Origin of the sequence: Xenorhabdus sp. PB62.4 (assembly GCF_014467285.1) — a bacterium.
Lineage (GTDB): Bacteria > Pseudomonadota > Gammaproteobacteria > Enterobacterales > Enterobacteriaceae > Xenorhabdus.
Genome location: NZ_NKHR01000017.1, coordinates 1 through 26,342, shown reverse-complemented (window position 1 = coordinate 26,342; position 26,342 = coordinate 1). Strand labels below are relative to the sequence as shown.

The following is a 26,342-nucleotide window of genomic DNA, read 5'->3' as shown; positions in this document are numbered from 1 at the left end:
GGCGGGAACTCTAATTAATTAACGAATCGCTGTCATCAAAAAAAGCATTTTTTGCTCTCTCAAGTTATTTATACCAATATAAATAATAACGTTATTTTTATCCATGTTTCCGCTTGCCATTTCCTTTCAAAAAGAATAAAAATACAAAAAATTCGAATAAAAATTCAATCGGAGAGGGTTTCATGAGAGAGCGCAGTACCGAATTGGTTGAAATATTCCGGCACTCGGTTCCATATATCAATGCACATCGAGGTAAAACCTTTGTCATTATGCTAGGAGGTGAAGCCATCGCCCATGATAATTTTTCCAATATCGTCAACGATATTGGATTACTGCATAATTTGGGCATTCGTTTAATCGTCGTGTATGGTGCTCGTCCACAAATCGAACAAAATATTGCCGAACACAATCACCAACCGCTTTATCACAAACACACCCGGGTAACTGACGCCAAAACGCTGGATTTGGTCAAACAGGCTGCCGGTCTATTGCAACTGGATATTACGGCGCGCCTTTCCATGAGCCTGAGCAACACCCCATCACAAGGCGCACATATTAATGTTGTCAGCGGTAATTTTATCATTGCCCAACCTTTGGGTGTCGATGATGGGATCGATTATTGCCACAGTGGCAGGATACGCCGTATTAATGAAGATGCCATCAACCAACAATTGGACAATAATGCGATTGTGTTAATTGGGCCTGTTGCCGTTTCCGTTACGGGAGAAAGTTTCAACCTGACAACTGAAGAGATTGCAACGCAACTGGCGATTAAATTAAGGGCGGAGAAATTGATCGGTTTTTGTTCTTCACAAGGCGTGCTTGATGCTGAAGGTAATACATTATCAGAAATGTTCCCCAATGAAGGAGAAAACCGCCTGCATGAATTGGAAAACTCCGATGATCACTATTCAGGAACAGTGCGTTTCTTGAGGGGAGCCATCAAAGCCTGTCGCCGTGGTGTTCGCCGCAGTCATTTGATCAGTTATCAGGAAAATGGTTCGCTGATTCAGGAGTTATTTTCCCGTGAAGGTATCGGTACTCAAATTGTTATGGAGCGCTCCGAACAGATTCGTCGTGCCAATATCAATGACATTGGCGGCATTCTTGAGCTTATTCGCCCATTGGAACAACAAGGCATTTTGGTGCGTCGCTCACGGGAACAATTGGAAATGGAGGTTGATAAGTTCATGTTGATAGAACTTGATAACGTCACCATCGCGTGTGCGGCTCTGTATCCTTATCCTGATGAAAAAATCGGGGAAATGGCCTGCGTTGCCGTACATCCAGACTACCGGAACTCTTCCCGGGGTGAAATACTGCTAAATTCCATTATCAATCAGGCTAAACAAATAGGATTAGAAAAAATCTTTGTGCTTACAACTCGCAGTATTCACTGGTTTCAAGAGAGAGGGTTTGAACCCGCAGGCATTGAAACACTGCCAGTGGAAAAACAGGCTCTGTATAATTACCAGCGCTGTTCCAAGATCTTAATGCTGAATTTATAGCTCCCTTGATTTTGTACACGGAAACTTTACTCACATTACCCTTAATTTCATTGAATCCGGTTATATTGGCCTTGGTGGTAACAACCTTGGCCAATACCTGTTTCATGGCTGATTTAGCCATTCTGCCAGCCCACTTCGGCGCTGTGTTGCCGTAGCTACAGCCTTATCCAACACGGGCTTATGGGCATAAAGGGTTAATTTCTCTCGTGCCCGGGTCAGTGCGGTATACACCAATTCCCGGCTGACTATCGGTGAATATTGAGTCGGTAATACCAATGCAGTATGTTCAAATTCTGAACCCTGAGATTTGTGCACCGTCATCACATAAGCCGTTTCATGTTGTGGCAATCGGCTCGGCTGGAACCCTTTGATCTGCCCATCCGATAACTGAAAATAAGCTTTCAGTTCATTCTCCTGATTCCTGAGCATAATCCCGATATCGCCATTAAACAGTCCAAGGGTACTGTCATTACGTAATATCATGATAGGACGCCCGGAATAGCCCCGACTCTCGATATTTCTGGGTAGTGTTATAATTCCTTTTCTGTGCAGCAGTTGTTCCACTCGCTGATTTAACCCCATAACCCCGAACGGCCCTTCCCTTAATGCACACAATAACCGAAAACGGTTAAACTCTGCCAAAATGGCTTTTTCTGAGGCCCGTTGATTCACCATCGCCAAATATGAGGAGTAACCCTCAGCAGTTTCAGTCAATAAACGCTGATAATCTTCATCCCCTGAAAGAGGATTAAAGAATACATCGGGAAAAGGTTGCTTCAATACCGCAGATACCCCGGTACGATTTCCCTGATTAACTGCCGATGCCAGCCTTCCAATGCCAGAAGCCGAATTGAAACGATAACTTTTACGTAACAGACATAAGCAATCCTGCACGGCGAAAGGTTTATCATCAGAATGAGATATAGAATGTGACATAAAATAAGGCATTAACTGGCAGCCGGTTAATCGCCCTAATTGTTCCATACGCTTAGCGCTGTATCCCTGTTCAGCGAAGCGGCAAATGTCCCCCAATACCGCTCCGGCTTCGACCGATGCCAACTGATCTTTGTCCCCCAGAAAAATCACTTTTGTCCGCGATGGTAAAGCATCAATCAAATGTGCCATCATCGGTAAATCCACCATAGAGGCTTCATCAATGATCAAGATATCAAGGGCAAGAGGGTTACTGCGATTATAACGAAGCTTCTGGCTATCAGGTTGTGCGCCCAGTAAACGATGGATGGTTTGCGCCTGTTCTGGAATGCTACGCCATTGTTCCGGGGTTAAAGCCAATTTATTTACTGCTTCCCTGAGAGACTCAGTTAATCTCGCCGCCGCTTTACCCGTTGGCGCTGCCAATTGAATGCTCAATTGCTGCCCTTCATGCAGTTTTATCAAGGCAACCAGCAACTTCGCCACTGTCGTTGTTTTTCCTGTTCCCGGTCCGCCAGAAATAACCGAAATACGGCTTGTTACCGCAACGGCCGCCGCAACTTTCTGCCAATCGATCTCCTCTTCAACAGTGACACCGAAAAGCTCATCCAAAATGCGGCGTAACTGCATTTCATCAGGAACATCAGTCAATTCAACCGTGGCAAAGAAACCTGCCACACGCCGTTCGCTTTGCCACATACGTTGCAAATATAAACGGTAATCAGAAACATTCTGTAGCGAAAGGATGATCGGCGCAGGAAACTCCCCCGTACTCACTGCCGGGCATGCCTGCAAAGCAGCAATAATCTGCTGTTGATCAGGCTCACCCGTTAAAGACCAAAGCGAAGCGGCTAATTCTGGCTGCCTGCCTTCAAATAAATATTTTGGGGAAATCCGTTCGAGGGGTAAACAAACATGTCCCGCGCCTGATTCAGCACTTAACAAGGCCGTAATCAGTAATAAAAGAGGATTTTCATCTTCAATCATCGCATAAGCAAACTGCACATCCAGCGGGCGCAACAACTTCTGGCTCACGGCGTGTTGCAATAATGACTTCATGGAATTCATACGCTTTGCTCCTCACTCACAGCGCTGAAAAGCGTATCCAGTTCATCAATAAATTCAAAGGACGGTAAATAGTGATAAATACCATGTCCGGGACTATTTTTATCAATACCGCGTAAAAATAGGTATATTACCCCGCCGAAATGCTGACGATAATCATAGTGAGCTAATCGATGACGCAAATAACGATGCAGAGCCAACGTATAGAGCTGGTACTGTAAATCGTAACGATGTTCTATCATGGCCTTAGCCATCGCTTCCTGCGTATATGACTGGCTACTTTCTCCTAGCCAGTTTGATTTATAATCCACGACGTAAAACTTATCCTGCCAGCAAAAAACCAAATCAATAAATCCTTTTAACATCCCTTTGACCTGATAAAAGCTTAACGGTGTACATTGTGCTGATAACGGATCATAGCGACGAGTCAGGGCATCCATCTCTCTTGAATGCAATAACTTATCCACGGGTAAATAAAACTGCATTTCACTTTGCTGAAGATGGCGAGGCACACTGGCAAGCTGCATTCCTTGCGCATTCAACTCTGCGCTCAGGATATCTTTCACCCACTGTTCCAACACAGGCGCCCAATTTTCATCAAACCCTGATGCTGCCAGTTGTTCTGCCAGGCACGTTTGATCAGGGGGATTAGCGAAATCCAAATCTTCCAAAATACTGTGCAGAAAAGTTCCCGCAGATGCTCCGCGTGGAAAAGTATGCGGGCTCATCTGCAATGATTGTTCCTCTTGTTTTTCACCTCGTGCATCAATATCCAGCTTCGGAGCGATGGATTGCACGATCACATCAACTGATTCCACAAATGCACTCGTGCGTTCATGGGAAATAGCACTTGAAATAGCGTGGGAAGCTGAATGTTGTAAACCTGAATAGCTCGTCACTCGCCAGTCATCCCGGATGGAACGCTGAAATCTTCGGGCTTCCAGCGAAAAAGGAATTTCACTTTGTGAGCACCATTGCTCATCAGCAGATTCTCCCACCAGTTCAACTTCTATGCTGTCATCACAAAGTTCATTTAAGCTATCCACCAGCAATTCCGCATCGCCTTTCTGGCCTTTCTGCAATAGATACCCCAAGGCAGACAAATGTAAATCAGTCTCCCCCGTTTTTCCTCTATTTCCTTTGATAAGCGGCGCCACACCAATGCTACAGTGATAGACTGAACGGGTTAATGCAACATAGAGTAAGCGTAAATCCTCTGCCAGACGCTCTTCATCAGCCAGTTCCAAAGCTTTTTTCAGTTTTTCATCATCATGTGAAATGCTGAGATGCGTCTCAAAATTACGGCGATCATGGTAAACCGCCTGTTTCTGCTTCCTATAACTGCAAATGAAAGGCAAGCAAACCAATGGATATTCCAGCCCCTTTGATTTATGGATAGTACAGATCTGCACCAAGTGCCGATCACTCTCCAGCCGCATTTGTTGGGCTTCTGATTGTGGATTAGGGCGGGAAATCTGTTGCGCCAACCAACGGGCAACAGCGTGTTCGCTATCCAGTTGCAGGGATGCCTCCTGCAATAACTCCCCAATGTGCATCACATCAGTAAGCCGACGTTCACCGTCATCTCCGGCCAGCAAATTTTCCGCTATCTGATATTTCACCATCACCGCCCGCAACATTGGCAATACGCCACGTGTGCGCCATAAACGGGCATAGCCATCGAATTCATCAACCAGACGATCCCACGCAGCTTCGTCGTGATTCAGTTGATCAATTTGCTGTGCACTCATACCAAATAAACTACTGGCTAGTGCGCTTCTCAGTTCCCGGGCCTTTTCCGGCGATAAAACCGCTTGTAACAACCAAAGCAGATCTTTGGCTTCCGGTGTATCAAACACGCTTTCCCGATTGGAAAGAAATACCGATGGTATCTTTAACGTGTTCAGTTCGTTACGGATTAATGCGGCTTCCCGTCGATCACGCACCAATACCGTAATATCTGCCGCCACAACAGGACGGCTTTTTTCCACCTGACACTTTTCCGCCTGACACATTTCTTTCTTACACAACAAAGCCTTGCCTTCTTGCCCTGCCTGTAACCAATCCCGGATTTGGGCAGCGCACAGTCGCGCCATGTTCTGTTCATATTCCCCTTTGGAAACACCTTCACCGGGTTGTAACCAAAATCGCAGCGCGGCCTGCTCCTCATTATGTAAAGAGAATTTCAGCCCATGATTTTTTTCGGCTGCATTGACATTAATGAATGGGATCTGTTCAAACCAAAATGGGCGTTCTGTCCGGGAAAACAGTTTATTAACTGCCTGCACCATTGATGCAGAAGAACGCCAGTTAGTCTCTAATGTGTAATGGGCTTTAACATTGGAACGCGCCCGAATATAAGTAAAGATATCCGCACCACGGAACGCATAAATCGCTTGCTTAGGATCTCCGATGAACAATAAGCCATTTTCTGATGATGGATACTCTGACGGCTTGCTTTCTGCTTGATCACAATATATAGCCTGAAAAATGCGGTATTGCTGGGGGTCAGTATCCTGAAACTCATCAATCATCGCAACGGGATAACGTTGGCGGATAGTCGCTGCCAGATGTTCGCCGCCGGCATGCCTCAAGGCGCTATCCAAACGGGTCAGCAAGTCATCAAACCCCATGTAGCCGCGCATCAGCTTCTCTTGATTGACAGATTGGCGAACTTCAACAATCGCCTTAGAGATAATGATATCTTTCAGAGTCAGTGGATGCTGGTATAACTCATCAATAGCCTCAAACAGCGGATGCCGTGGAGCTTCACCTTTTTTAGTTTTTTCCAACAATCGTGATTGGCAAAATTTGTCCAAGTCCTTGGCAAGCTGATAATCTTTGGTTGGTGATTTAGCCCATTCAGAGACGTTACTTAACCAATTAGGTAAGAATCGACTGCTATAGCTTCGCTTATCAACACCGGAACCGACAATAAGGTCGGGTAAATCAGCGGCTGCATCATTCCACTGATGTTTTATCAGATCAATTTGCTCAATAATTTTCTGGTGACGGCTAAACAGTGTTTCATCGCCATCAGGCGCATTGACGATATACGGCATATCCCCATGCAAATAATCAGAGATATCTTTCAGTAATGCTTCCGGCCCACTCCATATTCGACTTATTTCTGAGGCAATCGGCAATGGAAGAGGATAACAATGACGCCGCCAGAAATCGGCACAGCCTTGTTTACGCAGTTGGCTCTCATCCTGAATTAACGTTTGCTCAAACAGCACACCGGATTCAAACGCATTGTGAACCAACATTCGCTGACAAAAACCGTGGATGGTATAAATCGCCGCTTCGTCCATTTGGCGTTCAGCGGCTAATAACCAACTCGCGGCGCTTTTTTTATCAGAAATCTCATCCAACAATTGCTGATAGGCCGGATCGCTGACAGTTGTTTCTTCCTGAATAGTTTCTTCCCTTATGCACGCCAGGCGAAGCTGATGGATATTTTCGCGAATCCGTCCACGCAATTCATCCGTTGCCGCTTCTGTAAAGGTAACAACCAGAATCTCCTCAACATTCAGCGGGCGGGAAAAGGCGGCAGAGCCGCCCAGTCCCAGTAACAAACGAAGATAAAGCAAACCTATTGTGTAGGTCTTTCCTGTGCCTGCTGAAGCCTCGATCAGCCGCTGACCATACAGCGGCAATGTTAATGGATTAAGTTTATGAGATTGTATCTGGTGTTCGGGTATTTCTTTGCTCACTGAGCATTCACCTTAACCGGTAATTGTTTCTGGAAATCTGACACATAATTGTAAGTTTTCCATCCTTTCAGCTCAGCATATTGATGAACCGTGCCTTTTTTCCCGGTAATTTGGGAAATCAATGCCAATCCCTGACGTTTGATAACTGCTTTTTCATAGAACTCAATCAATTGCGCTTTCGTAACTTTTTCCAGGACCGCAATATTTTTCTCCCTGGTATCAAATTTGAAGTTATTACGCCCAAAATCCCAATCATAACGGGCGGCTTCTGAATAGAACGTCTCTGGCGGCTGACGCTTTTCTGTCAGAAGCGCTTTTTTATACTGTTCAAACTCAGCATCAGGCATCGCTTTTAATTTTTTCTCAGCCTGCTGATAGAAGTTTTGGTAACGTTGATGCAAATAATCGGGTTGCTTACTGTTACTCTGCAACAGAAAACCTAATCCCCCCTGTTCTCCCACTTTCTGATTGAAAGCAAAGACCGCATAGCCAAGTTGTTCTGTCGTCCTTAATTGATCATAGAACCACGGTGACAAAATGCTACTCAGCAAACTGGAATAAATATTACTATGGATACGGTCATACCCTGTTGGGATATAGATTTCAGCCAAAGCATTATCTGTACTATTCGCAGTTCCCTTGAAATCAACAGCATAATTGCGATCAATCACAATGTGATCGCCTGTCCACCATACCGTACCCTGATTAGCGAGCTGCTTCTGCGCTGATTGAACGATATTGATGCTCTCCTGCTCCGTAAAATTACCGAAGATAAGCGCTTGTAAAGCAGCATGTTGAATCATCATCTGGCGATATTTCACAATATCGTCAACAGTGATGATATCCAGTACCTTCAATTTTTCTGCCTGTTCAAAGTAAGGCACGCTTGAAAGGCGAGAAATGGGCTGCATAGCCATTTGGAAGGCTTTGCTATTATTGGCGACTTCAAGTTTTTCCCGATACCATGATTTCGCTTGTGCTAATTCTTCCTGAGTTGGCGTAAACGAAATATATTGATTAATTGCTGAAGTTAACAACTCCGGTAAATGTTGCGTATAACCATTGACGCCGATTTTCAAACCATCGACATACCCCGTATAAACGCCCATTCCGCCGACTGATGCCTGATAACTCAGTTGATCAAGCGCAAGCCCGGACAAATAGCCCAATAATGTATCTGAAAGCTGATCTTTAATATTCTTCAATCCATTAGGATTACGCATTTCCAGAACAATACTGCCTTTAGGTTCATCCGCAAAATATTGGCTCGGCATATACAGCAAGCGAACATTTGGCTTTTCCAAAATCATTTTAGGATGTTTTTGGCTACCCGATGTTTTAATCAGGGATAAATTGTCAGGAATATAAGGGTTCAATTTAGGTAAAGAGAACGAAACGTCTTGCTCGAGCTGTTTCCAGTTCGCCAACTGTTTCGGGGTAATTTTATTGACCTGATACGGAGCCTGCACAAAGTAAGCTTCTTTGTTATATGGCTCTGTTGGGCTGATAAACCAGATACGCGCATTTTCAGGTGTTAGTTCATCCAAACGGCTCGCTATCGCTTTTGGCTTGAAGGTATCCGCAACATAACCCGCATCCAGCACATGGGAAACAGGCAGTACTTGTATGGCATTGGACAACCCTTCAATGTAGTTCATATCCCGCACAATTGACGCATATTGAAATGCCAAATTAAGAACCTTTGTCATTTCATCGAAATAGTTCTTATTGATACCCTGTTGTTTCAACAGGTTAATATAAGAAAAAATAGCGGCTATAACTTGATCGCGATGTTCAAGCCCTTTATCCGTCAGCGAAACATAAATCTCAAACGTCCCGGAATTACCATCAGTTTTGGGGCTCGCTCCAGCGTCAATACCTTCGATGAGTCCCTCTTTCTGCAACCAATCAGACAAGGTATTCTGGCTTCGGTTACCAATCAAATACCCAACATACGCATCTGTTTTACTGCGAAAGTCTGCACTGTTGTCAGCGATGCTAAATTCCAGTCTCAACGCCTTATGGGGTTGGGCAGGCACATAATGGATGATGATGCCTTTTTCTTTATCGGTAATTGCCGGCACTGTAATAGCAGGTACTGAAGCATGTCGATTCGGAATACGGCCGAAGGTTTCCGCCGCCATCTGAGCCAACTTATCGATTGATTGGTTGCCATACACAACTCCTTTCATCAAATTGGCGGAGTAATAGCGTTGGTAAAAATCAATCAGTGCGGTCTGTAATTTGCTGTCTGGTTTATCTTTGAGCGTTTCTAAATTTCCGCCAGCAAAGCGGGCATTAGGGTGAGCGGGATTGATGGTCTCAGCCCGGATTTGCCACATACGATGCGCTTCACCTGCACGAGCGATGGTCATTTCATTATCAACAGCATTGCGCTCCCGATCGGCATTGACCGGGTTCAACAAAGGTTCTGCCAGCGCATCCGCAAGGCGATCAACCGCTTCAGTTAAGGAATCATTTTCAACTTCCAAATAGAATGAAGTGCGGTTAGCAGTTGTACTGGCATTACGGCTTCCCCCATGTTTTTGCAGAAATTCAGCAAAATCACCTGGTTGTGGGTAGCGTTTGGAACCCATTAATACCATGTGTTCCAAATAATGGGCCAGACCAAGCTGATTGTCTGGATTCTCCATATGACCGACCGGAATCGAAACGGCGGCCAATGATTTAATCGCTTTTTCATCGGAAACCAGCAGAACTGTCATGCCATTTTGCAATTGAATGGCTTCATATTGGCGAGGATCGCGATTACTCTTGTGAATTGTATCCGGCAACGGTTGCCACCGCGGTTGAGCATATGCCGTTATCCCACAAAGCAGCAGAAAGAGCATCATCATGATGCGAACGATATATTTAGGCATAACCTAATATTCTCCCTATTTATTTGAACAACGAGCCATTTGAATAACGTGCCATAGGCAACAAATAACTCTGAATTTCGCGTTTCATACGCTCTAAAAGTGATTGATCAACTTGCCGGAAAGCCCGCTGTATATAGTGATCGTAACTTTCACCTTTTCTGTCATGTGTCCCCAACCATTGCTCCATCAATTTACTTTCAGCACTTTGTTGAGTTTCCTCACTAAAGTTGATCTCCTGACTTTCCCGGTCAAAACAATCAGCCAGCCATGCCCAGCCACTTCGACAAAATAGAGGAAGAGGCTCAGACATGCCTTGAAAATACCCTTCTACCATCTGGTTCAGGTAGTTTCTCGCCTCATCCCGTCCTAGCGGCAAGAATCGGCAATCTGGCACCTTTTTACTTTCTTTCTCCCTTTTATCCTTTTTCCCGGTTCCATACATGCGACTTTCGCTGACTCCACCTGAAAGACAGTAGGCAAGGTGCTCAATCCATAGTTGGATACTATCATTGGCCGTTAAGTTCGCCGGACGCCAACGTAAAATTCCATCGGGTTGTACCTGATTGATTTTTCCGATCAATATTACGCTGTCTAATTCTTCATACAGGTCGATGGAAAAAGTCTCAGTTCTCTCTTCACGTACCTTATCCGCCAGTGGCCGCATGGATTCCAACTGTTCTTCCCAATAGACTTCGCCAAAAGAGCCGTATGGCAATCCCCCCGATGCCCGGAGATGGTGGAACAAAGATGCCGGATCGCCCTGCTCTATCAAGATACTGAGCAACAGTTGGTTAAATTGATAGCGTTGCAGATTATCCAATACAAAAGGTTCTTCTTCAGGCAACTCCATTTCTTCAATAACAAAATGTACCTTTAGCCGTTGCTGAAAAAAGGCCCTGACAGGGTGGCGATAAAAACGGATCAGTTCATCCAATGCAACTTCTTTTATTTCACCGCGATCAAATGCAATCGGCCGACAAAAATCAATCCCTGAGGCGCCCTGCTGTGCTGCCGCAGGCAGCCATTCTGCGGCATAACTTTGTGAGTAATGGTCGGGCAGGAAATTCTCTGTCGCAAAAGGAACACGAGTATGCTGTGAAAGTAAATGATTTCTGACATTTCTCGCACTGTCATCAACATTCAGCATTTCATCGCCCAAGTGGCAAAAGCTCTGGCAAACATAATCCAGTAACTCATTGACCAGAACAGATGGGTTACATTCGGTATCATCTTGAATCGATTTACCGATATAGCTGATATAAAGAAATTGCTCAGCCGAAATTAATGCTTCCAAAAAGAGGTAACGGTCATCATCGCGCCGTTTTCTATCCCCTCGCTGGGTTTTTTCCACCATCAGATCGAATCCAAGCGGAGGAATTGTGCGCGGATAAACGCCGTCATTCATTCCCAATAGGCAAACAACCTTAAAAGGAATAGAACGCATAGGCATCAGGGTACAGAAATTAAGTGATCCTGCTAAGAAACGCTGGCTGATCTTCTCATCATCAAAACGAAGCGCCAATTCATCCCGCAATAACACCAAAGGAATTTTTTCGCTGTAATGTGCATTAAGGCCATTATCAATCACTTTTTGCCATTGCTGCGTGATAAGTGCCAATACCAGTTCAATTTCATCATCGGCTTCAAAAAAAGTCTCCAACAATTGCGGACATACTGCCAGCCAATCCGCCAATCGCTGCTCTTCACTCAAAATTTTCCGCCAGTGATTCAATTCCATTAAAAACTCAGCCAGTTGTCCGGCTAATTCGGCAGCAAGGCCACTGGATTCATCATAAGGCAAAACATCATTCCACGGCCCTGCGTGGCTATCCATCGCATAACCTAATAGCATTCGTGTCAGGCCAAAGCGCCAGGTATTCTGCCCCGTGGCAGGCAAAGACAAGGCTTCAATATTGTCATCATCCAGCCCCCAACAGATCCCGGATTCTTTCACCCAACGCCGCAATAAACGCAATCCTTCTTCCTGAATAGCAAATTTACTGGCTAAAGCCGGTACTTCCAATAGTGCCAATACCTGCTCAGCCGTAAATCGGCTCTGCGGCAAATCCAACAAAGTAATAAATGCCTGTAAAACAGGATGAGCCTGACGCGCTTTACGGTCTGAAATGGCAAAAGGAATATAGCGGTCATCCGGCGCATTACCGAAAACCGCCTGAATATAGGGGGCATAGCTGTCAATATCAGCCATCATCACAATAATGTCCCTCGGTGTCAGCGAAGGGTCATCATCCAATAAATGCAGAAGCTGATCCTGCAACACTTCAACTTCTCTCTGTGGGCTATGGCACGAGTGAAAAGTCAGAGAACGATCAGTATCATCGAACGGGCGTTTTTTTAAACTGTTTCTGAAAGTACTATCCGTAGATCCAATCTGAGCATGATCTTCAAGATTAAAAATATCTCGTTGGACTTGGTGCAGAATACAGTCAGATTCCAGTTCAACAAAAGCATGAATATCGGAATCCGGCTCTAATTGTGACAGCAGGTAGAGATTATCCCTCCCCAATTTTCCCCAGGATGCCAATAGTGGGTTATTCAGATTTTGTTCCCCTTCTTCATTAAAGAGTGACGGGGCATTATCTGGATCTTTGAATCTCTCCAGTAATTGGCTGTTTTTATAATGTTTGGGTTTACGGCTACTTAGCCTGGCAAGAAACGCATAACTCTGAATATCCCCCCAATAATATTGGCACGGATTAGTAAACATAAGATGAATATCAATATGTTGCCCTAATGCCTTAAATACTTGCAGGTAAGCAGGGGGAAGCGTAGATATCCCACAAATGAAAATACGCGGAGGCAGATTCTCCAACGGAAAACTTCCACTTTCCAGCGTCGTGATAAACCGCTGATATAAATTAGCGCGATGCCACAGCGGTTGTTGTAGCTGACGAGTATACTCTGTCAATTCAGACCAGAGTCTTTGTTGCCACAATTGATTACTGCTCAAGCCATCAATTAATTGACCATTTTCCCAATTTTCTAACCATTGCGGACGATAAACGAGATATTGGTCAAATAGATCCGCAACCCGGCCCGCTAACTGGTGAATTTTGCGTTTATCGATATCCTGATCAAGATAGTGTCTGAGGGCCGAAAATTCGGGTTCTGTTAACAAATTGGGCAATAGCGTCATTAACTTCCATTTCATGGCATCCTTACTAAAAGCCCCATCTTTAGGAATATCAGGTAATACCAGAGTGAACATCTGCCAGATAAAAGTCGCGGGAAGTGGAAATTCCATGTTCGCGGCAATCCCCAGTTTCTCTGCCAATTGAATCTGCAACCACTGTGACATTCCCGGGCTTTGAACCAGAATCACTTCTTTGCCAAATGGGTCAGAAAGGGGGTTTTCCCCGATCAATATCGCCATCAACTCTTTAAGAAGATCGAGTTGATTTGAATGATAAACTCTAAACATCAATGCTCCCACTGGAATAGAACAACCCATTTAACATATTAATATTAAATAATATTTTTATATTTCATTATCAAATCTATACAAATTTCTATACGAATTAAATCGCTGCTAGGAGGTTTTCATCTTAATTATATGTTTTGCTAAAACATCATTACTCTGATAAAGCATTTTATATAGTGAAATGTCATCCAAGAATAGCTCTCTCTGTAAACTACCCTTATTTTGTCACGCTTTCGCTTCAAACAGCATCGTGATTTTTCACTGCTACAATTTGAAATATCAGCAGTGGTTAATCAGATCGCTTCAAACGTAATAATAGTAATAGAAAGATATTTTTCCTCCGACAGTCTGCCCTCCTTACCTTGCCTGTAAGGTACGCATTATAAACCGTTCCGGTGCGTACCTGCTTGCGTAAGGTCAAATGGTTGCTGAGCCTGTTTTTTAAATGTCGATTAAAGTGAGATAATAACCATAATTTATTAATTAAATTAACAGATAACTCCGTATAATAGCCCAATCAACATGAGTTATTTTATTATTCATAAATATTTTCAACGAAATGCCGATAAATTGTTAGTTTGTATGGAAAGAGAAAATGAAGAATCGGAAGGAATCGCTGTACCTACAAGAGTTAGCCTACCTGCGCGAAATGATGAAGTTAGCCGCAACCGAAAAACCACATTTGGCCGAATTTCTGGATCATCCAAATGACCCGGATATCCAGCGCATACTGGAAGGTTTTGCGCTACTGTCTTCAAATCTGCGCAGCAGCATTGAAGACAGTATTCCACAAGTCACCCATGCAATGCTCGGTCGTATCTGGCCTCATGCCCTGCGCCCCGTGCCACCGACTACAATCATTCAATTTACACCCCATCAGGGCGTTCATCAGGGCGCAGTGGATATCCCGCAAGGCGCACCGCTTATTGCCGCTGTGGGGGAACAACATTTCCAGTTTCACACCTGCCGCGATTTGCATATTGAACCGTTTATTATGCTGGATAAACAGATCCAAAAAACACGTGAATACAGCGATATTGTGTTAACGCTGCGTCAAACGGGGAATGCAGTATCGGCCTGGTCAGGCGGAAAACTGCCTTTCTTTTTAGGAACTGATAAAAACCGGGCAGCACAATTAAGCTTGTGGCTGGATATGCACATTGATGAGATCTATTGGCGTACTGCAAAGGAGGAAATAAGGCTCAGGTATAGTGATTTTATGGGTTGGTCTGAGAATTTCCAGCATCCCCTGTTGCCCGTGGAAAATCTACCTTTTACTCGCCTGCAACAGATGACTGAGTATTATTGCCTGCCTCATGTATTCAATTTCATGATGTTAAATATCAATGAACAACGCGATTTAACATTAAACCCGGATGGTACCTGTGAGCTGGTTATCCGTTTGCAAGGAGAGTTGCCTGTAGATGATTTGGGTGATGCCTTTCAGTTGGGGTGTGTCCCAGCGGTTCATCTGGTGCCGATGGTCAGCCAGCCTATTTCACTGGTATCAGATAATGCATGTTACCCGTTACCACTGGCAGAAACGGAGCGACTTTTCCGTGTGAAAAGTATCCAAACCGCGAAGCAGCCCGGTGAGAAAATCACTCAGGGCAGCTCTCCACGTGGTAAGCCGTGCCATTTCCTGCCGATTGATCAGTTTCATGCCAAAAGTGACTGGCTACTGGATGCCGGTGAACCCGATAACGTCTATTTTCAGTCGCTGATAACTGATGATTTACTGGGGCGACTTCACAACCAAATATACTTTTTCGGGATGGATGGAAAAGCGGCGAATAATCTGCCATCCCAGATGGTATGTGCACATTTTATCGGCTACCATGTGCAGGCTATGAAGCTGGCTATCAGTGATATTACGCTCACACAAGAATCAGTGCCCGCCCATTTATACGCGAACAATATTACATCGGTTTCCCCCGATTTTCCGCCAATGGTCATGGGAAAATCGGATTGGTCGCTGATCAACCTCTTAAACTGTCCACCATTTTTACTTTTTCATGCTGAATCACTGAAAGATTTTCTGCGTCTGTATGATTGTTATGCAGGGCATGATCGCGCCCTCAGTCGCAGGATGCAGCAGCATATTAACGGCATTGTCCGTGTTGACGCTCAGCCGAAAAGCCGCCTTGACAACACCCCATCGGGTCAGGGACGAGTGATTAATGGCTACATCTTGCACATTTACCTTGATCCGACGTGTTATGAAAATGACGGTATGATGTATCAGTTTTGTCGGATGATTGACCAATTGCTGGCGTGCTTTGTCGTTCGGGATAATTACATCATGTTAGAAATTTATCGGCGGGATGAGAAGGCGATGTTATGGCCGTTTCGCCAAAGGCTTGGACTGCGCAGTGAAATGTAATGCTATTAACGGAAACAGAAAAATCAGGAGAAATAATGCTAAAAAGTGGATTACGTTTTCTTTGTCGTATAGGGAGTTTACCCGAAAATACCTTTGCGGTGGCGGATTTCACCCTACGGGAAGGGCTTTCTGACCTTTTTACCCTGAACCTAACGCTGGTTCAGTCTCAGCCTGACAATCCTTTCAAACCGAAGCCGGAAATCGATTTAGCCGCACTGTTGATGCAGGAAGCGGTATTACAGGTTTTTCACGGTGAAACGGAGCAACGCAAAATCACTGGGATTATTTCCCATGCTGACTGGTGCGGCACCGATGGCAACAAAACCCTGTATACCTTCACGGTACGCCCGTACCTCTGGCGGCTGACGCTCAATCAGGACAGCCATATTTATCATCGCCAGAGTGTGCCAGATATCATGAACCTGTTGCTGAAAAAACACCATGTTCAGGCAGATTCACAACTGGAAGATCCGCATCAGGGCAGGGAATACACCACCCAGAAACGAGAGTCTGATTATGCATTCTTTTGCCGGTTAGCATCAGAAGAAGGTATCAGTTTCTGGTTTGAGGATGAAACGCTGTTTTTCAGTGACAGTCATTTGGGAATGACGGCTAACCTGCCGTTGCAATACCAGCCACAACCGGATACCGCTCACGGTCAGGATGTCATTTATCAGGTTCGTCTTGGTGTCGGCATGGCCCCGAAGCGCAGTATTCACCGCGATTATAACCCGGATAGGCCGCTTTCTCAGGTGTATCAACTGGAAAGCAGCCCGGAATATCAGGCAATGGGAACGCTGACACCGTATACCATTTACGAGAGTTATGGCCGTTTTCAGCGGGAAGCCGAGGGTAAACCCTTCGTGAAATATCGGCACGAAGTGCTGAAAAACCAGACCCAAAGTGGCAGCGGCAACAGTAACTGTATCAAACTGATGCCAGGCAAAATCTTTGAGATAGAAAACCATCCCCACACGCCACTTAATACCCGCTGGCAGATTGTCGGGATCAGTCATCATGGCCGTTGCCCGCAGGCACTGGGAGACAATAGTGGCGAAGGCACAACACTGAGCAACGATTTCAGCTTTATCGATGGTTATGCCGACTGGCGACCCCCGTTTCATTACAAGCCACAGGCAGACGGAGATGAAAGTGCGACCGTAGTCGGGCCGGAAGGGGAAGAAATTTTCGTCAACAAAGACGGCGCGATAAAAGTCCATTTTCACTGGAACCGCTATGACAAGGCGGATGACAGCGCCTCCTGTTGGGTGCGTGTCGCGCAGGGCTGGAATGGTAATGGTTTTGGTTTTATGGCAATACCGCGTATCGGGCAGGAAGTGATTGTTTCTTATCTCAACGGCGATATTGACCGCCCTATAGTCACCGGCTGCGTTTATAACGGCCTGAACCGTCCGCCACTGGATTTACCTGCTGCCAAAACCCGTACCACGTTTAAAACCAAAACCCATAAGGGGGAAGGTTTCAACGAACTGCGCTTTGAGGATGCCAAAGGCAGTGAGGAAGTGTTTATTCATGCGCAAAAGAACATGAAAAATCAGATACTCAATGATGAAACCAGCAATATTGGTCATAACCGCACACATCATATTAAAAATGACGCGCATTTACGCGTTGATAATGAATACCGGGTACAGGCAAACAATGACATTTCTCTGTCCGCCGGGAAAAAGCTCCATATCAAGGCAGACGATGCCCTGCTGACACAAAGTGGCAATGAAATTCACCTAAGTTCCGGTGCCAAAGTGGTGATTGATGCGGGTTCTGAACTGACCATTCAGGCCGCAGGGCATTTTCTGAAAATTGATGCCGGCGGGATCACCAGCAGCGCTGTCGTTAACTTTGGCAGTGGGGCACCGGGCAATGGCTCAGGCTGGGGCGGCAAGTTACCGGATATGCTGGATAAACTGTCACCCATTAATGTAGCTCAGGCAGAAAAAATGGTTACCCCACCGCCGGAAAAAATTTGCCTGTCCTGCTTAATGGAAGCGGCATCAACGGGATCAGTGATGGTCATGAGGGGAGAATGATGATGACCACCTTAAAGGAAAAATGGGCAAAATACCGGGAAACTTACCCGGAAATGAAGTTATATGCGCTGGTAGACGGTTTGCAGTACGAGCGCTATTTTGATGACGAATTGTCTTATATTGAAGGTACGAATAATCCGCTGTTCCGGCAATTCCCGGATGCAGAAATCGCCTTTGCCGGGCCGTGGTTGTTTGATATGAATCAGGCTCAGGCATGGGAAGAAAAATTCTTACGGCTGGAGAACGCCGCTCCCGCCGTTTCCTGGCTGTACTCAACACTGTCATTGGACAAACTGACCCGCCACCTTGAATCACAGTTAAATATCCGGTTAAAAACAGGCAAAACTGCATTATTGCGTTTTTACGATCCCCGCGTTCTGCACCAAATTCCGCATATTTTTACGCCGGAACAATTGATTGAGTTCACAAAAGATATTGAAGAGTGGAGTTATCAACTTGATAACAATCATCACGTTGTGAAAGGAAAATAATGGCTATGGACAAAAACAGTATTTCTTCAGTCTTCTCAGATTTGAAGAACAAAGCCTCCAAAGGTATTGAGCAGCAACAAAAAAGTAAAGTTACCCATCCAACCAGCGTGCCCAATTGTTCGGGAAAAGTCGGTGATCCGGGCGTGAGATGCAATCAAAAATTCAGTCATCAGCTAAAACTATTACCAATCGAGAATCAGGTTAACGTGAGTAATGTGCCTTATGCCTATATCTCCATTCCCGCTAGAGGATTTGGTAAAACAAATGGAAAAGGTGAAACTGATCGTATTATGACCCGGCAACCGGAAGAAGTAACCGTACTGGTTGGCAAGCTGGCGAAAAGTTACGAAAGAAGGCGTGGCAGCTTTGGTTCACTGAAGGAACTCGAAGAAAGAAAAATCAGCCTGCTCACAAATACGGGTGAGCCAACCACCGAAAAACCGTATATCAGTGGGTATGATTATATTACTGTGGTGGGTGCCAGAACAGCACCCGGAGAATTTAGCGCAGGAGCAGCGAAGAGAACAGTAACAACACTTGTGGATCCTCTTATAGATTGGGAAAAAGATTGGAATATCTTTACAGAATCACCGGGAAATCAATACCGTTTTATTAATTGCGGATTACATCAGTTGCAGCTTTTCCCTCAAGCCAGTCAGGGTGATCACGCAGTGCAACGTATTATGGTAGTATTTGAGCAAGGATATACCAAAAAGGATATTAAGAGGATTGACGAATACACTAAAGGGTTAGGCGGACGTATTGTTTATGTAAAAAACAAGCAAGGACTTATCGATTTTCTAAATCAACGGAAAGAAAAGAAAAGGTTGATTAAGGAGATGGTGTTTTTCTGTCATGGAATTATTGATTATGCCACTTTTCATTATAAAGGAAAGGATGAAGCTAATGGACTATTTGGACCAGAAGAGATTGAAAAGGTGTATGAATCAATATTTGATTTTGATGCTAAAATAACAACTTATGCTTGCCGTGCAGGCATTTCAGTTAATAACGGATGGCCTGGGGATTTTACAGGAATACCTGATGCGGGACAGAATAAAAGCCCGGCACAACGAATGGCGAATATCTGGGATGTTGAGGTAAAAGCTTTTGAGAGACGTTCCACTTATATAGGAATATATGGCACGGATAAGGAGACTAAAGAGGCGAAGGAATATAGTAAAGTTATTAAAGAATATAAGGCTGCACTTGATGCATATGATTATGAAGTATCTATAGGTATTAAGAATGCCAAGCCCCCGGAAAAACCCAAAGATTATGATATAATGGAAAAACGAAATATAGATTTGAAAACTAGGGATTCTAATGAAAAAGAGGGTGGTGGTCCTATTGCGACAAATGGATCTTGGAGATTACCGGGCACAGGCAATACACCGCACGGACTAAAAAAAGGTCTGCAAGATTATAGGCCAACAGAGTGGGAATCATGAAATTTTTACCACGTAAAAACAGTGCAAGAATATCTATTCTGATACTTTTAATTTTATTTTTTCTAGGGGGTTATTATATGTATATGCAAAAATATAAAATGGCAATACTGGTGCCATCGTATGATGAAAACTCTTCAGAATATCCGAGTAAAAAAGTTTGGTTTGATGCCAGTGAATGGTTGGTTACCTCTCAATATATTAAAGTGAGTGATTTCTTTCTGATTAACAAAAAATTTGATGCTATTGAAAATGTTAATAGCGTTGATGTACTTAAATCCCTGAAAATAACAAGGACATTACAAGAAAAGATTAATGACTCAAGAGATTTTCCTGAGCTTCATGTTTTAAAGAACATGAATTCTATTGATTTTTTAAAGTTAATGCAAGATAAATTGAATTATGAGTACGTCTATACGGAATTTGATGAAGAATCATTAAAACCAGTTAGAGACTTTTTTTTGTTAAAATTTCCTTGTAAAGAAAAAAAATATGAATTACTAGTTATTAGAAGTATATATAAAAATGAATATACATATGATTCATATTGGTTCATTCTGAGAGAAAATGAATGGCATAATAGTCATAGAGATATTATGACCTACCGCGATTACCTAGAAGGTAAGATTGATTAATATAAATAATAAATTGGAAACTATAGTCGCTGAATTGAAAATGACATAAAAAATATATTTCACCAGCGACTATAGCCTTAGCCATTATGATCGGAGATATCATAAATATGCCTATAGAGCTTAATGAAGAGCAATGTAATAAACTAAAAAACCATTCGATCAATACATATATCGATGAATTAGTAGCGCATTGTAATGAATCCTATCCTTACCTTGAAATGCAATTAGGCAAAGAAGGCTTAAGAACCGTACTGACAGACGCCATAGAAAAAACAAAAAACGATGGGTTTGATCAACGTGGTCCTGTTCAGCTTTATATTGATATGTTGATTTTGTTTGGGGCGGAATTTCAGACTGACTCCCAATATTCATGGATAAAGACTATCCTTGATAATTACGCTAATCTTGGACAATTAGAAAAAACAACCTTGCTTTATCATAAAATTAATCGATATTTTAATGAAGTACAGGGCGAACAGGATGAATACCTGAAAACCAGTCTGCTTAAATTACAGAGTATCAATATTGAAGGTTTAAACGTTCAATGGAATACCTATGAAAGTAACGTAGATGCACTTTTGAATTCCCTTTACCCACAAAAATACCGATATATCAAACAGAATAATGTCAAAAAACTTATCCAATTCGGCGTTGAGAAATCGGGTCAGTATGACATAGAAAATGCTAATGAATCAGCCTTTTTAACCCTGATAATGTTTTTATTAGGCCATCAATTTGATCAGGATATTTTCTTGCCTCATTTAAATACAAAATTGTTCAGGCAATATTATTCTGATACTGATTCAGCGATCATGAAGATAGAAAAAGAAGTTAAAGATTATTTGAGAATATTTTCCAATAACATAGGAATATAGCTGATTAAGGAGGGAATAAATATGCCAAATAAAGCCGTTATCCGGTTAAACGATAAAACCGATCATGGTGGTAAAGTCATCACTGCCATTGATGGTTATGTTTATCAAGGTGTTCCTGTCGCAGGCAAAGGTGATTTAGTTGTTTGCCCGAAATGTGAAGATACATTTCCGATAGTGGAAGGAAGTGAGACTTTAAAGTATCAGAACAAACAAATCGCCTTGGAAGGCATGCGTACAGCATGTGGTGCAAAACTGATTGCCAGCCAGAAAACGTTTCTTGCTTAGACACTGACGCGCTGCGCTTGTCTTCTCTGTATTACCGGGTTAATGTATTAGCCCGGTAATACAGAGATTTGAAAAAATATAACCGTTACTATCAATTGTCTTTAATATAACTACATCAATATTCACGGAATAACGGAGGAAAATGATATATTTATTATATATTTCAAGTGGTTATACCATACCATATTATCCCGTAACAGAGCCTCATAGTTTTAAATTACTTTAAATTCAATGAATTATTGCCTGCCAGAGAAAAGCCTTTTTCGGGATAAACTTTATTGCCGCAATATCGCTTTATCTTTATATAGTCACTACGAGAGTTATGGCCGTTTTCAGCGGGAAGCCGAGGGTAAACCCTTCGTGAAATATCGGCACGAAGTGCTGAAAAACCAGACCCAAAGTGGCAGCGGCAACAGTAACTGTATCAAACTGATGCCAGGCAAAATCTTTGAGATAGAAAACCATCCCCACACGCCACTTAATACCCGCTGGCAGATTGTCGGGATCAGTCATCATGGCCGTTGCCCGCAGGCACTGGGAGACAATAGTGGCGAAGGCACAACACTGAGCAACGATTTCAGCTTTATCGATGGTTATGCCGACTGGCGACCCCCGTTTCATTACAAGCCACAGGCAGACGGAGATGAAAGTGCGACCGTAGTCGGGCCGGAAGGGGAAGAAATTTTCGTCAACAAAGACGGCGCGATAAAAGTCCATTTTCACTGGAACCGCTATGACAAGGCGGATGACAGCGCCTCCTGTTGGGTGCGTGTCGCGCAGGGCTGGAATGGTAATGGTTTTGGTTTTATGGCAATACCGCGTATCGGGCAGGAAGTGATTGTTTCTTATCTCAACGGCGATATTGACCGCCCGATAGTCACCGGCTGCGTTTATAACGGCCTGAACCGTCCGCCACTGGATTTACCTGCTGCCAAAACCCGTACCACGTTTAAGACCAAAACCCATAAGGGGGAAGGTTTTAACGAACTGCGCTTTGAGGATGCCAAAGGCAGTGAGGAAGTGTTTATTCATGCGCAAAAGAACATGAAAAATCAGATACTCAATGATGAAACCAGCAATATTGGTCATAACCGCACACATCATATTAAAAATGACGCGCATTTACGCGTTGATAATGAATACCGGGTACAGGCAAACAATGACATTTCGCTGTCCGCCGGGAAAAAGCTCCATATCAAGGCAGACGATGCCCTGCTGACACAAAGTGGCAATGAAATTCACCTAAGTTCCGGTGCCAAAGTGGTGATTGATGCGGGTTCTGAACTGACCATTCAGGCCGCAGGGCACTTTCTGAAAATTGATGCCGGCGGGATCACCAGCAGCGCTGTCGTTAACTTTGGCAGTGGGGCACCGGGCAATGGCTCAGGCTGGGGCGGCAAGTTACCGGATATGCTGGATAAACTGTCACCCATTAATGTAGCTCAGGCAGAAAAAATGGTTACCTCACCGCCGGAAAAAATTTGCCTGTCCTGCTTAATGGAAGCGGCATCAACGGGATCAGTGATGGTCATGAGGGGAGAATGATGATGACCACCTTAAAGGAAAAATGGGCAAAATACCGGGAAACTTACCCGGAAATGAAGTTATATGCGTTGGTAGACGGTTTGCAGTACGAGCGCTATTTTGATGACGAATTGTCTTATATTGAAGGTACGAATAATCCGCTGTTCCGGCAATTCCCGGATGCAGAAATCGCCTTTGCCGGGCCGTGGTTGTTTGATATGAATCAGGCTCAGGCATGGGAAGAAAAATTCTTACGGCTGGAGAACGCCGCTCCCGCCGTTTCCTGGCTGTACTCAACACTGTCATTGGACAAACTGACCCGCCACCTTGAATCACAGTTAAATATCCGGTTAAAAACAGGCAAAACTGCATTATTGCGTTTTTACGATCCCCGCGTTCTGCACCAAATTCCGCATATTTTTACGCCGGAACAATTGATTGAGTTCACAAAAGATATTGAAGAGTGGAGTTATCAACTTGATAACAATCATCACGTTGTGAAAGGAAAATAATGGCTATGGACAAAAACAGTATTTCTTCAGTCTTCTCAGATTGAAAAAACAAAGCCTCCAAAGGTATTGAGCAGCAACAAAAAAGTAAAGTTACCCATCCCACTAGCGTTCCCAATTGTTCGGGAAAAGTCGGTGATCCTGGCGTGAAATGCAATCAAAAATTCAGTCATCAGCTAAAACTATTACCGATCGAGAGGCATTTCAGTTAATAACGGATGGCCTGGGGATTTTACAGGAATACCTGATGCGGGACAGAATAAAAGTCCAGCACAACAAATGGCGAATGCGTGGGATGTTGAAGTCAAAGCATTTGAGAGACGTTCTACATATGTGGGTATTTATGGTGCGGAAGAGGAAAAAAATATAATTCAATAATTGATAAATATGAGGCTGCTAATAGAGCTTATAAATATGAATTGGCTAAAGGAAATAAAAATGCCAAACCACCAGAAAAGCCTAATGATTATGATAAAATGAAAATGAGAGTTGAAGGTGTTAAGATAAGAGAATATAACGAAGATCATGGTGGTGGCCCTATTGAACCGAATGGTTCTTGGCAATTCCCTGGGACAGGAAATACACCGAAAGGATTAAAAAATGGTCTACAGAATTATAAGCCAATAGAGTGGACCTTATGAGTTTATTAAAAAATAAAATCATCACAAGAATATCTATTGTAATAGTTTTAATTTTATTGTCTTTAGGAGGTTATCATATGTATATACAAAAATATCAGATGTATGTTAGGGTTACGTCATATGATGAAAGTTCGCCTGAATTTCCTAGCAAAAAAAATTGGTTCGATGCCAGTGAATGGCTAAATTCATCACAGTATATTAAAGTCCATGATGCCTATCTAATTAATAAAAAATTTATCCCTATTGAAAATTTAGACACATTGAAAGCTTTGAGCATAACAATGACATTACAGGATGAAATTGATAATTCAAAGAAGTTCCCTGAACTTCACGAATTACAAAATATGGAAACCATAAAATTCCTGCATTTAATGCAAGATAAAATTAGCTATGAATATATATATACAAAATTTGATAAAGAGTCATTAAAACCAATATTGGATTTCTTTTTAATCAAATTCCCTTATAAAGATAAAAAATATGAGCTATTAGTGATGAGAAGAAAATATGAAGATGAATATGTATACGATCGCTACGATTCTATTTATAGGGAAAACGAGTGGCATAAGAGCAATAAAGATACTCTGACATACAGAGATTACCTTGCAGGAAAGATTGATTCATACAAACAATAATTTTTTCTAAAAACTATAGCTGCTGGGTTTTTAATGCGATGAAAGATATATTTTTCCATCAGCTATAGTGTTGGCGATTATGATAAAAATCAATGTATTAGGTGGATTGCAAAATTAAAATACTGTGATTTGAAAATATGAAAATATCTAACATAAAACTTTTCTTCATAATGTTTTTTTTGATAGCATTAGTTTTCTCTGAGAGCTACTATATGCATATGCAAAAATACCAAATGGCTGTGCTTGTTCCATCATATGATGAAAATTCATCAGAATACCCTAATAAAAAAGTTTGGTTTGATGCAAGTGAGTGGTTGAAAACACCTCAATATATTAAAGTTAGTGACTTTTTCATTATTAATAAAAAGTTCACTCCTATTGATAATCTAGACACATTGAAAATGTTGAGCATAACAACAGTATTACAGGATGAAATCGATAACTCAAGAGAGTTTAGTGATCTTTCTGAATTAAAAAACATAGGTATGATGGATTTTTTAGATTTAATGAAAGATAAAATAAATTATGAATATATATATAGTGAATTTAATGAAGAATCACTAAAACCACTTCAAGATTTTTTCTTGGTTAAATTTATTCATAAAGAAAAAAAGTATGAGTTATTTATAAGGAGAAGCTTCTCTGATGGAGAATATGTATACGATCACTTTAATCCTATTTACAGAGAGAATGAATGGCATAAGCGTAATAAAAACATCATGACGTACAGAGATTATCTTGAAGGGAAGATTGATTCGTACAAACAATAAAATTATAAAACTATAGTTGCTGGATTTTTAATGCAATGAAAAAATATTTTTCAGCAACTATAGCATTGGCGATAATGATAAAAATTAATGCATCATAGGATATTAAAGAGGGGCTACAGAGATTAAAAATCTGTGATTGAAAAGCATGAAAATATCTAAAATAAAAATTTTATTCATAATGATTTTTTTGATAGCATTAGTTTTTTCAGGAAGCTACTATGCGTATATGAAAAAATATCAAATGGCTATGCTTGTTCCGTCATATGATGAAAATTCATTAGAATATCCGAGTAAAAAAGTTTGGTTTGATGCCAGTGAATGGTCATGTATTCAATCCGTTGCTCTGCTTTAAAGATAGTATTCTCTTTCAATAAAAGTCCCGATAACTTTGTCATGCATCTCAGCAGGGCGGGATTCCACTTTGTATTAAGTTTAATCAAATATAAGCTGACTACGGAATTCCGCTGACCACATTGCTCTTCGGCGTTTAGCGGCCTGACTGTCCTTTATACTGGTATTTTGTTTAATCACATTTAATGCAATTCGATTAAA

The 26,342-nt window shown here is 42.7% G+C and carries 17 protein-coding genes and 2 pseudogenes; 14 read left to right on the top strand and 5 right to left on the bottom strand.

The features are described 5' to 3' along the window. Positions 1–182 precede the first annotated feature (182 nt). On the top strand, positions 183–1,508 hold the full coding sequence (gene argA, locus Xenpb_RS13840; protein ID WP_187654861.1) for an amino-acid N-acetyltransferase: 1,326 nt from the start codon (positions 183–185) through the stop codon (positions 1,506–1,508). Positions 1,509–1,610: 102 nt separating this feature from the next. On the opposite strand, the gene recD is transcribed toward argA, so the two are convergent. The 4 genes from recD to recC are packed head-to-tail and all read right to left on the bottom strand — an operon-like array spanning position 1,611 to position 13,546. After that, entirely contained in the window at positions 1,611–3,500 is a 1,890-nt protein-coding gene (recD, locus tag Xenpb_RS13835) for an exodeoxyribonuclease V subunit alpha (protein ID WP_187654917.1), read from the bottom strand. A gap of 5 nt (positions 3,501–3,505) precedes the next feature. Then, a complete protein-coding gene (recB, locus tag Xenpb_RS13830; protein WP_368666827.1) occupies positions 3,506–7,222 on the bottom strand; it encodes an exodeoxyribonuclease V subunit beta in 3,717 nt (1,238 codons plus the stop codon). Next, the gene (gene ptrA, locus Xenpb_RS13825; protein WP_187654860.1) at positions 7,219–10,104 is read right to left on the bottom strand and encodes a pitrilysin; all 2,886 of its coding nucleotides are present in this window, start codon (positions 10,102–10,104) and stop codon (positions 7,219–7,221) included. Before ptrA ends, recB begins: the two co-directional genes overlap by 4 nt. 19 nt (positions 10,105–10,123) lie before the next feature. Further along, a complete protein-coding gene (gene recC, locus Xenpb_RS13820) occupies positions 10,124–13,546 on the bottom strand; it encodes an exodeoxyribonuclease V subunit gamma (RefSeq protein WP_187654859.1) in 3,423 nt (1,140 codons plus the stop codon). Positions 13,547–14,141: 595 nt separating this feature from the next. Between recC and Xenpb_RS13815 the strand changes: the two genes are divergently transcribed. From Xenpb_RS13815 to Xenpb_RS13755, 13 genes and pseudogenes are all read left to right on the top strand, one after another. Continuing rightward, complete coding sequence (locus tag Xenpb_RS13815) at positions 14,142–15,929, top strand: type VI secretion system baseplate subunit TssF (RefSeq protein ID WP_187654858.1); 1,788 nt, start codon at positions 14,142–14,144, stop codon at positions 15,927–15,929. A 35-nt stretch (positions 15,930–15,964) separates the two neighbouring features. Continuing rightward, positions 15,965–17,977 carry a type VI secretion system Vgr family protein gene (locus tag Xenpb_RS13810; protein ID WP_187654857.1) on the top strand — a complete coding sequence of 671 codons (2,013 nt, stop codon included), beginning with the start codon at positions 15,965–15,967 and terminating at the stop codon, positions 17,975–17,977. Further along, the gene (locus tag Xenpb_RS13805; RefSeq protein WP_255523147.1) at positions 17,974–18,468 is read left to right on the top strand and encodes a DUF4123 domain-containing protein; all 495 of its coding nucleotides are present in this window, start codon (positions 17,974–17,976) and stop codon (positions 18,466–18,468) included. The genes Xenpb_RS13810 and Xenpb_RS13805 overlap by 4 nt, the downstream gene beginning before the upstream one ends. Continuing rightward, positions 18,468–19,919 carry a hypothetical protein gene (locus Xenpb_RS20070; protein ID WP_255523149.1) on the top strand — a complete coding sequence of 484 codons (1,452 nt, stop codon included), beginning with the start codon at positions 18,468–18,470 and terminating at the stop codon, positions 19,917–19,919. Before Xenpb_RS13805 ends, Xenpb_RS20070 begins: the two co-directional genes overlap by 1 nt. Before the next feature lie 77 nt (positions 19,920–19,996). Beyond that, a complete protein-coding gene (locus Xenpb_RS13795; RefSeq protein ID WP_187654856.1) occupies positions 19,997–20,551 on the top strand; it encodes a hypothetical protein in 555 nt (184 codons plus the stop codon). A gap of 107 nt (positions 20,552–20,658) precedes the next feature. Continuing rightward, positions 20,659–21,426 (top strand): hypothetical protein, encoded by a 768-nt coding sequence (locus Xenpb_RS20065; protein WP_255523148.1) that lies wholly within the window; start codon positions 20,659–20,661, stop codon positions 21,424–21,426. A gap of 21 nt (positions 21,427–21,447) precedes the next feature. After that, a complete protein-coding gene (locus tag Xenpb_RS13785; RefSeq protein WP_086108956.1) occupies positions 21,448–21,711 on the top strand; it encodes a PAAR domain-containing protein in 264 nt (87 codons plus the stop codon). A gap of 303 nt (positions 21,712–22,014) precedes the next feature. Beyond that, positions 22,015–23,256: pseudogene (gene tssI / locus Xenpb_RS13780) on the top strand (type VI secretion system tip protein TssI/VgrG); the annotation flags it as partial. Beyond that, complete coding sequence (locus tag Xenpb_RS13775) at positions 23,253–23,747, top strand: DUF4123 domain-containing protein (RefSeq protein ID WP_255523147.1); 495 nt, start codon at positions 23,253–23,255, stop codon at positions 23,745–23,747. The pseudogene tssI and the gene Xenpb_RS13775, both read left to right, overlap by 4 nt. A 416-nt stretch (positions 23,748–24,163) precedes the next feature. Further along, the gene (locus Xenpb_RS20060; protein ID WP_255523146.1) at positions 24,164–24,385 is read left to right on the top strand and encodes a hypothetical protein; all 222 of its coding nucleotides are present in this window, start codon (positions 24,164–24,166) and stop codon (positions 24,383–24,385) included. Beyond that, positions 24,382–25,020, top strand: a complete 639-nt coding sequence (locus Xenpb_RS13765) for a hypothetical protein (RefSeq protein WP_187654854.1) — start codon at positions 24,382–24,384, stop codon at positions 25,018–25,020. The genes Xenpb_RS20060 and Xenpb_RS13765 overlap by 4 nt, the downstream gene beginning before the upstream one ends. Before the next feature lie 212 nt (positions 25,021–25,232). Beyond that, positions 25,233–25,790 carry a hypothetical protein gene (locus Xenpb_RS13760; RefSeq protein ID WP_187654853.1) on the top strand — a complete coding sequence of 186 codons (558 nt, stop codon included), beginning with the start codon at positions 25,233–25,235 and terminating at the stop codon, positions 25,788–25,790. 145 nt (positions 25,791–25,935) lie between these two features. Beyond that, positions 25,936–26,142, top strand: a complete 207-nt coding sequence (locus Xenpb_RS13755) for a hypothetical protein (protein WP_187654852.1) — start codon at positions 25,936–25,938, stop codon at positions 26,140–26,142. 80 nt (positions 26,143–26,222) lie between these two features. Here the strand turns inward: Xenpb_RS13755 and Xenpb_RS13750 are convergent. Continuing rightward, positions 26,223–26,342: pseudogene (locus Xenpb_RS13750) on the bottom strand (ISAs1 family transposase); the annotation flags it as partial.

Excerpts from the sequence above, each read along its gene's own strand:
- Xenpb_RS13805 (WP_255523147.1), top strand. The coding sequence starts at position 17,974 with ATGATGATGACCACCTTAAAGGAAAAATGGGCAAAATACCGGGAAACT.
- Xenpb_RS20065 (WP_255523148.1), top strand. The coding sequence starts at position 20,659 with ATGCCTATAGAGCTTAATGAAGAGCAATGTAATAAACTAAAAAACCAT.
- Xenpb_RS20070 (WP_255523149.1), top strand. The coding sequence starts at position 18,468 with ATGGCTATGGACAAAAACAGTATTTCTTCAGTCTTCTCAGATTTGAAG.
- recC (WP_187654859.1), bottom strand. The coding sequence starts at position 13,546 with ATGTTTAGAGTTTATCATTCAAATCAACTCGATCTTCTTAAAGAGTTG.
- Xenpb_RS13760 (WP_187654853.1), top strand. The coding sequence starts at position 25,233 with ATGCATATGCAAAAATACCAAATGGCTGTGCTTGTTCCATCATATGAT.
- argA (WP_187654861.1), top strand. The coding sequence starts at position 183 with ATGAGAGAGCGCAGTACCGAATTGGTTGAAATATTCCGGCACTCGGTT.
- Xenpb_RS13815 (WP_187654858.1), top strand. The coding sequence starts at position 14,142 with ATGAAGAATCGGAAGGAATCGCTGTACCTACAAGAGTTAGCCTACCTG.
- Xenpb_RS13810 (WP_187654857.1), top strand. The coding sequence starts at position 15,965 with ATGCTAAAAAGTGGATTACGTTTTCTTTGTCGTATAGGGAGTTTACCC.
- Xenpb_RS13765 (WP_187654854.1), top strand. The coding sequence starts at position 24,382 with ATGAGTTTATTAAAAAATAAAATCATCACAAGAATATCTATTGTAATA.
- recD (WP_187654917.1), bottom strand. The coding sequence starts at position 3,500 with ATGAAGTCATTATTGCAACACGCCGTGAGCCAGAAGTTGTTGCGCCCG.
- Xenpb_RS13755 (WP_187654852.1), top strand. The coding sequence starts at position 25,936 with ATGAAAATATCTAAAATAAAAATTTTATTCATAATGATTTTTTTGATA.
- Xenpb_RS13785 (WP_086108956.1), top strand. The coding sequence starts at position 21,448 with ATGCCAAATAAAGCCGTTATCCGGTTAAACGATAAAACCGATCATGGT.
- Xenpb_RS13795 (WP_187654856.1), top strand. The coding sequence starts at position 19,997 with ATGTATATGCAAAAATATAAAATGGCAATACTGGTGCCATCGTATGAT.
- ptrA (WP_187654860.1), bottom strand. The coding sequence starts at position 10,104 with ATGCCTAAATATATCGTTCGCATCATGATGATGCTCTTTCTGCTGCTT.
- Xenpb_RS13775 (WP_255523147.1), top strand. The coding sequence starts at position 23,253 with ATGATGATGACCACCTTAAAGGAAAAATGGGCAAAATACCGGGAAACT.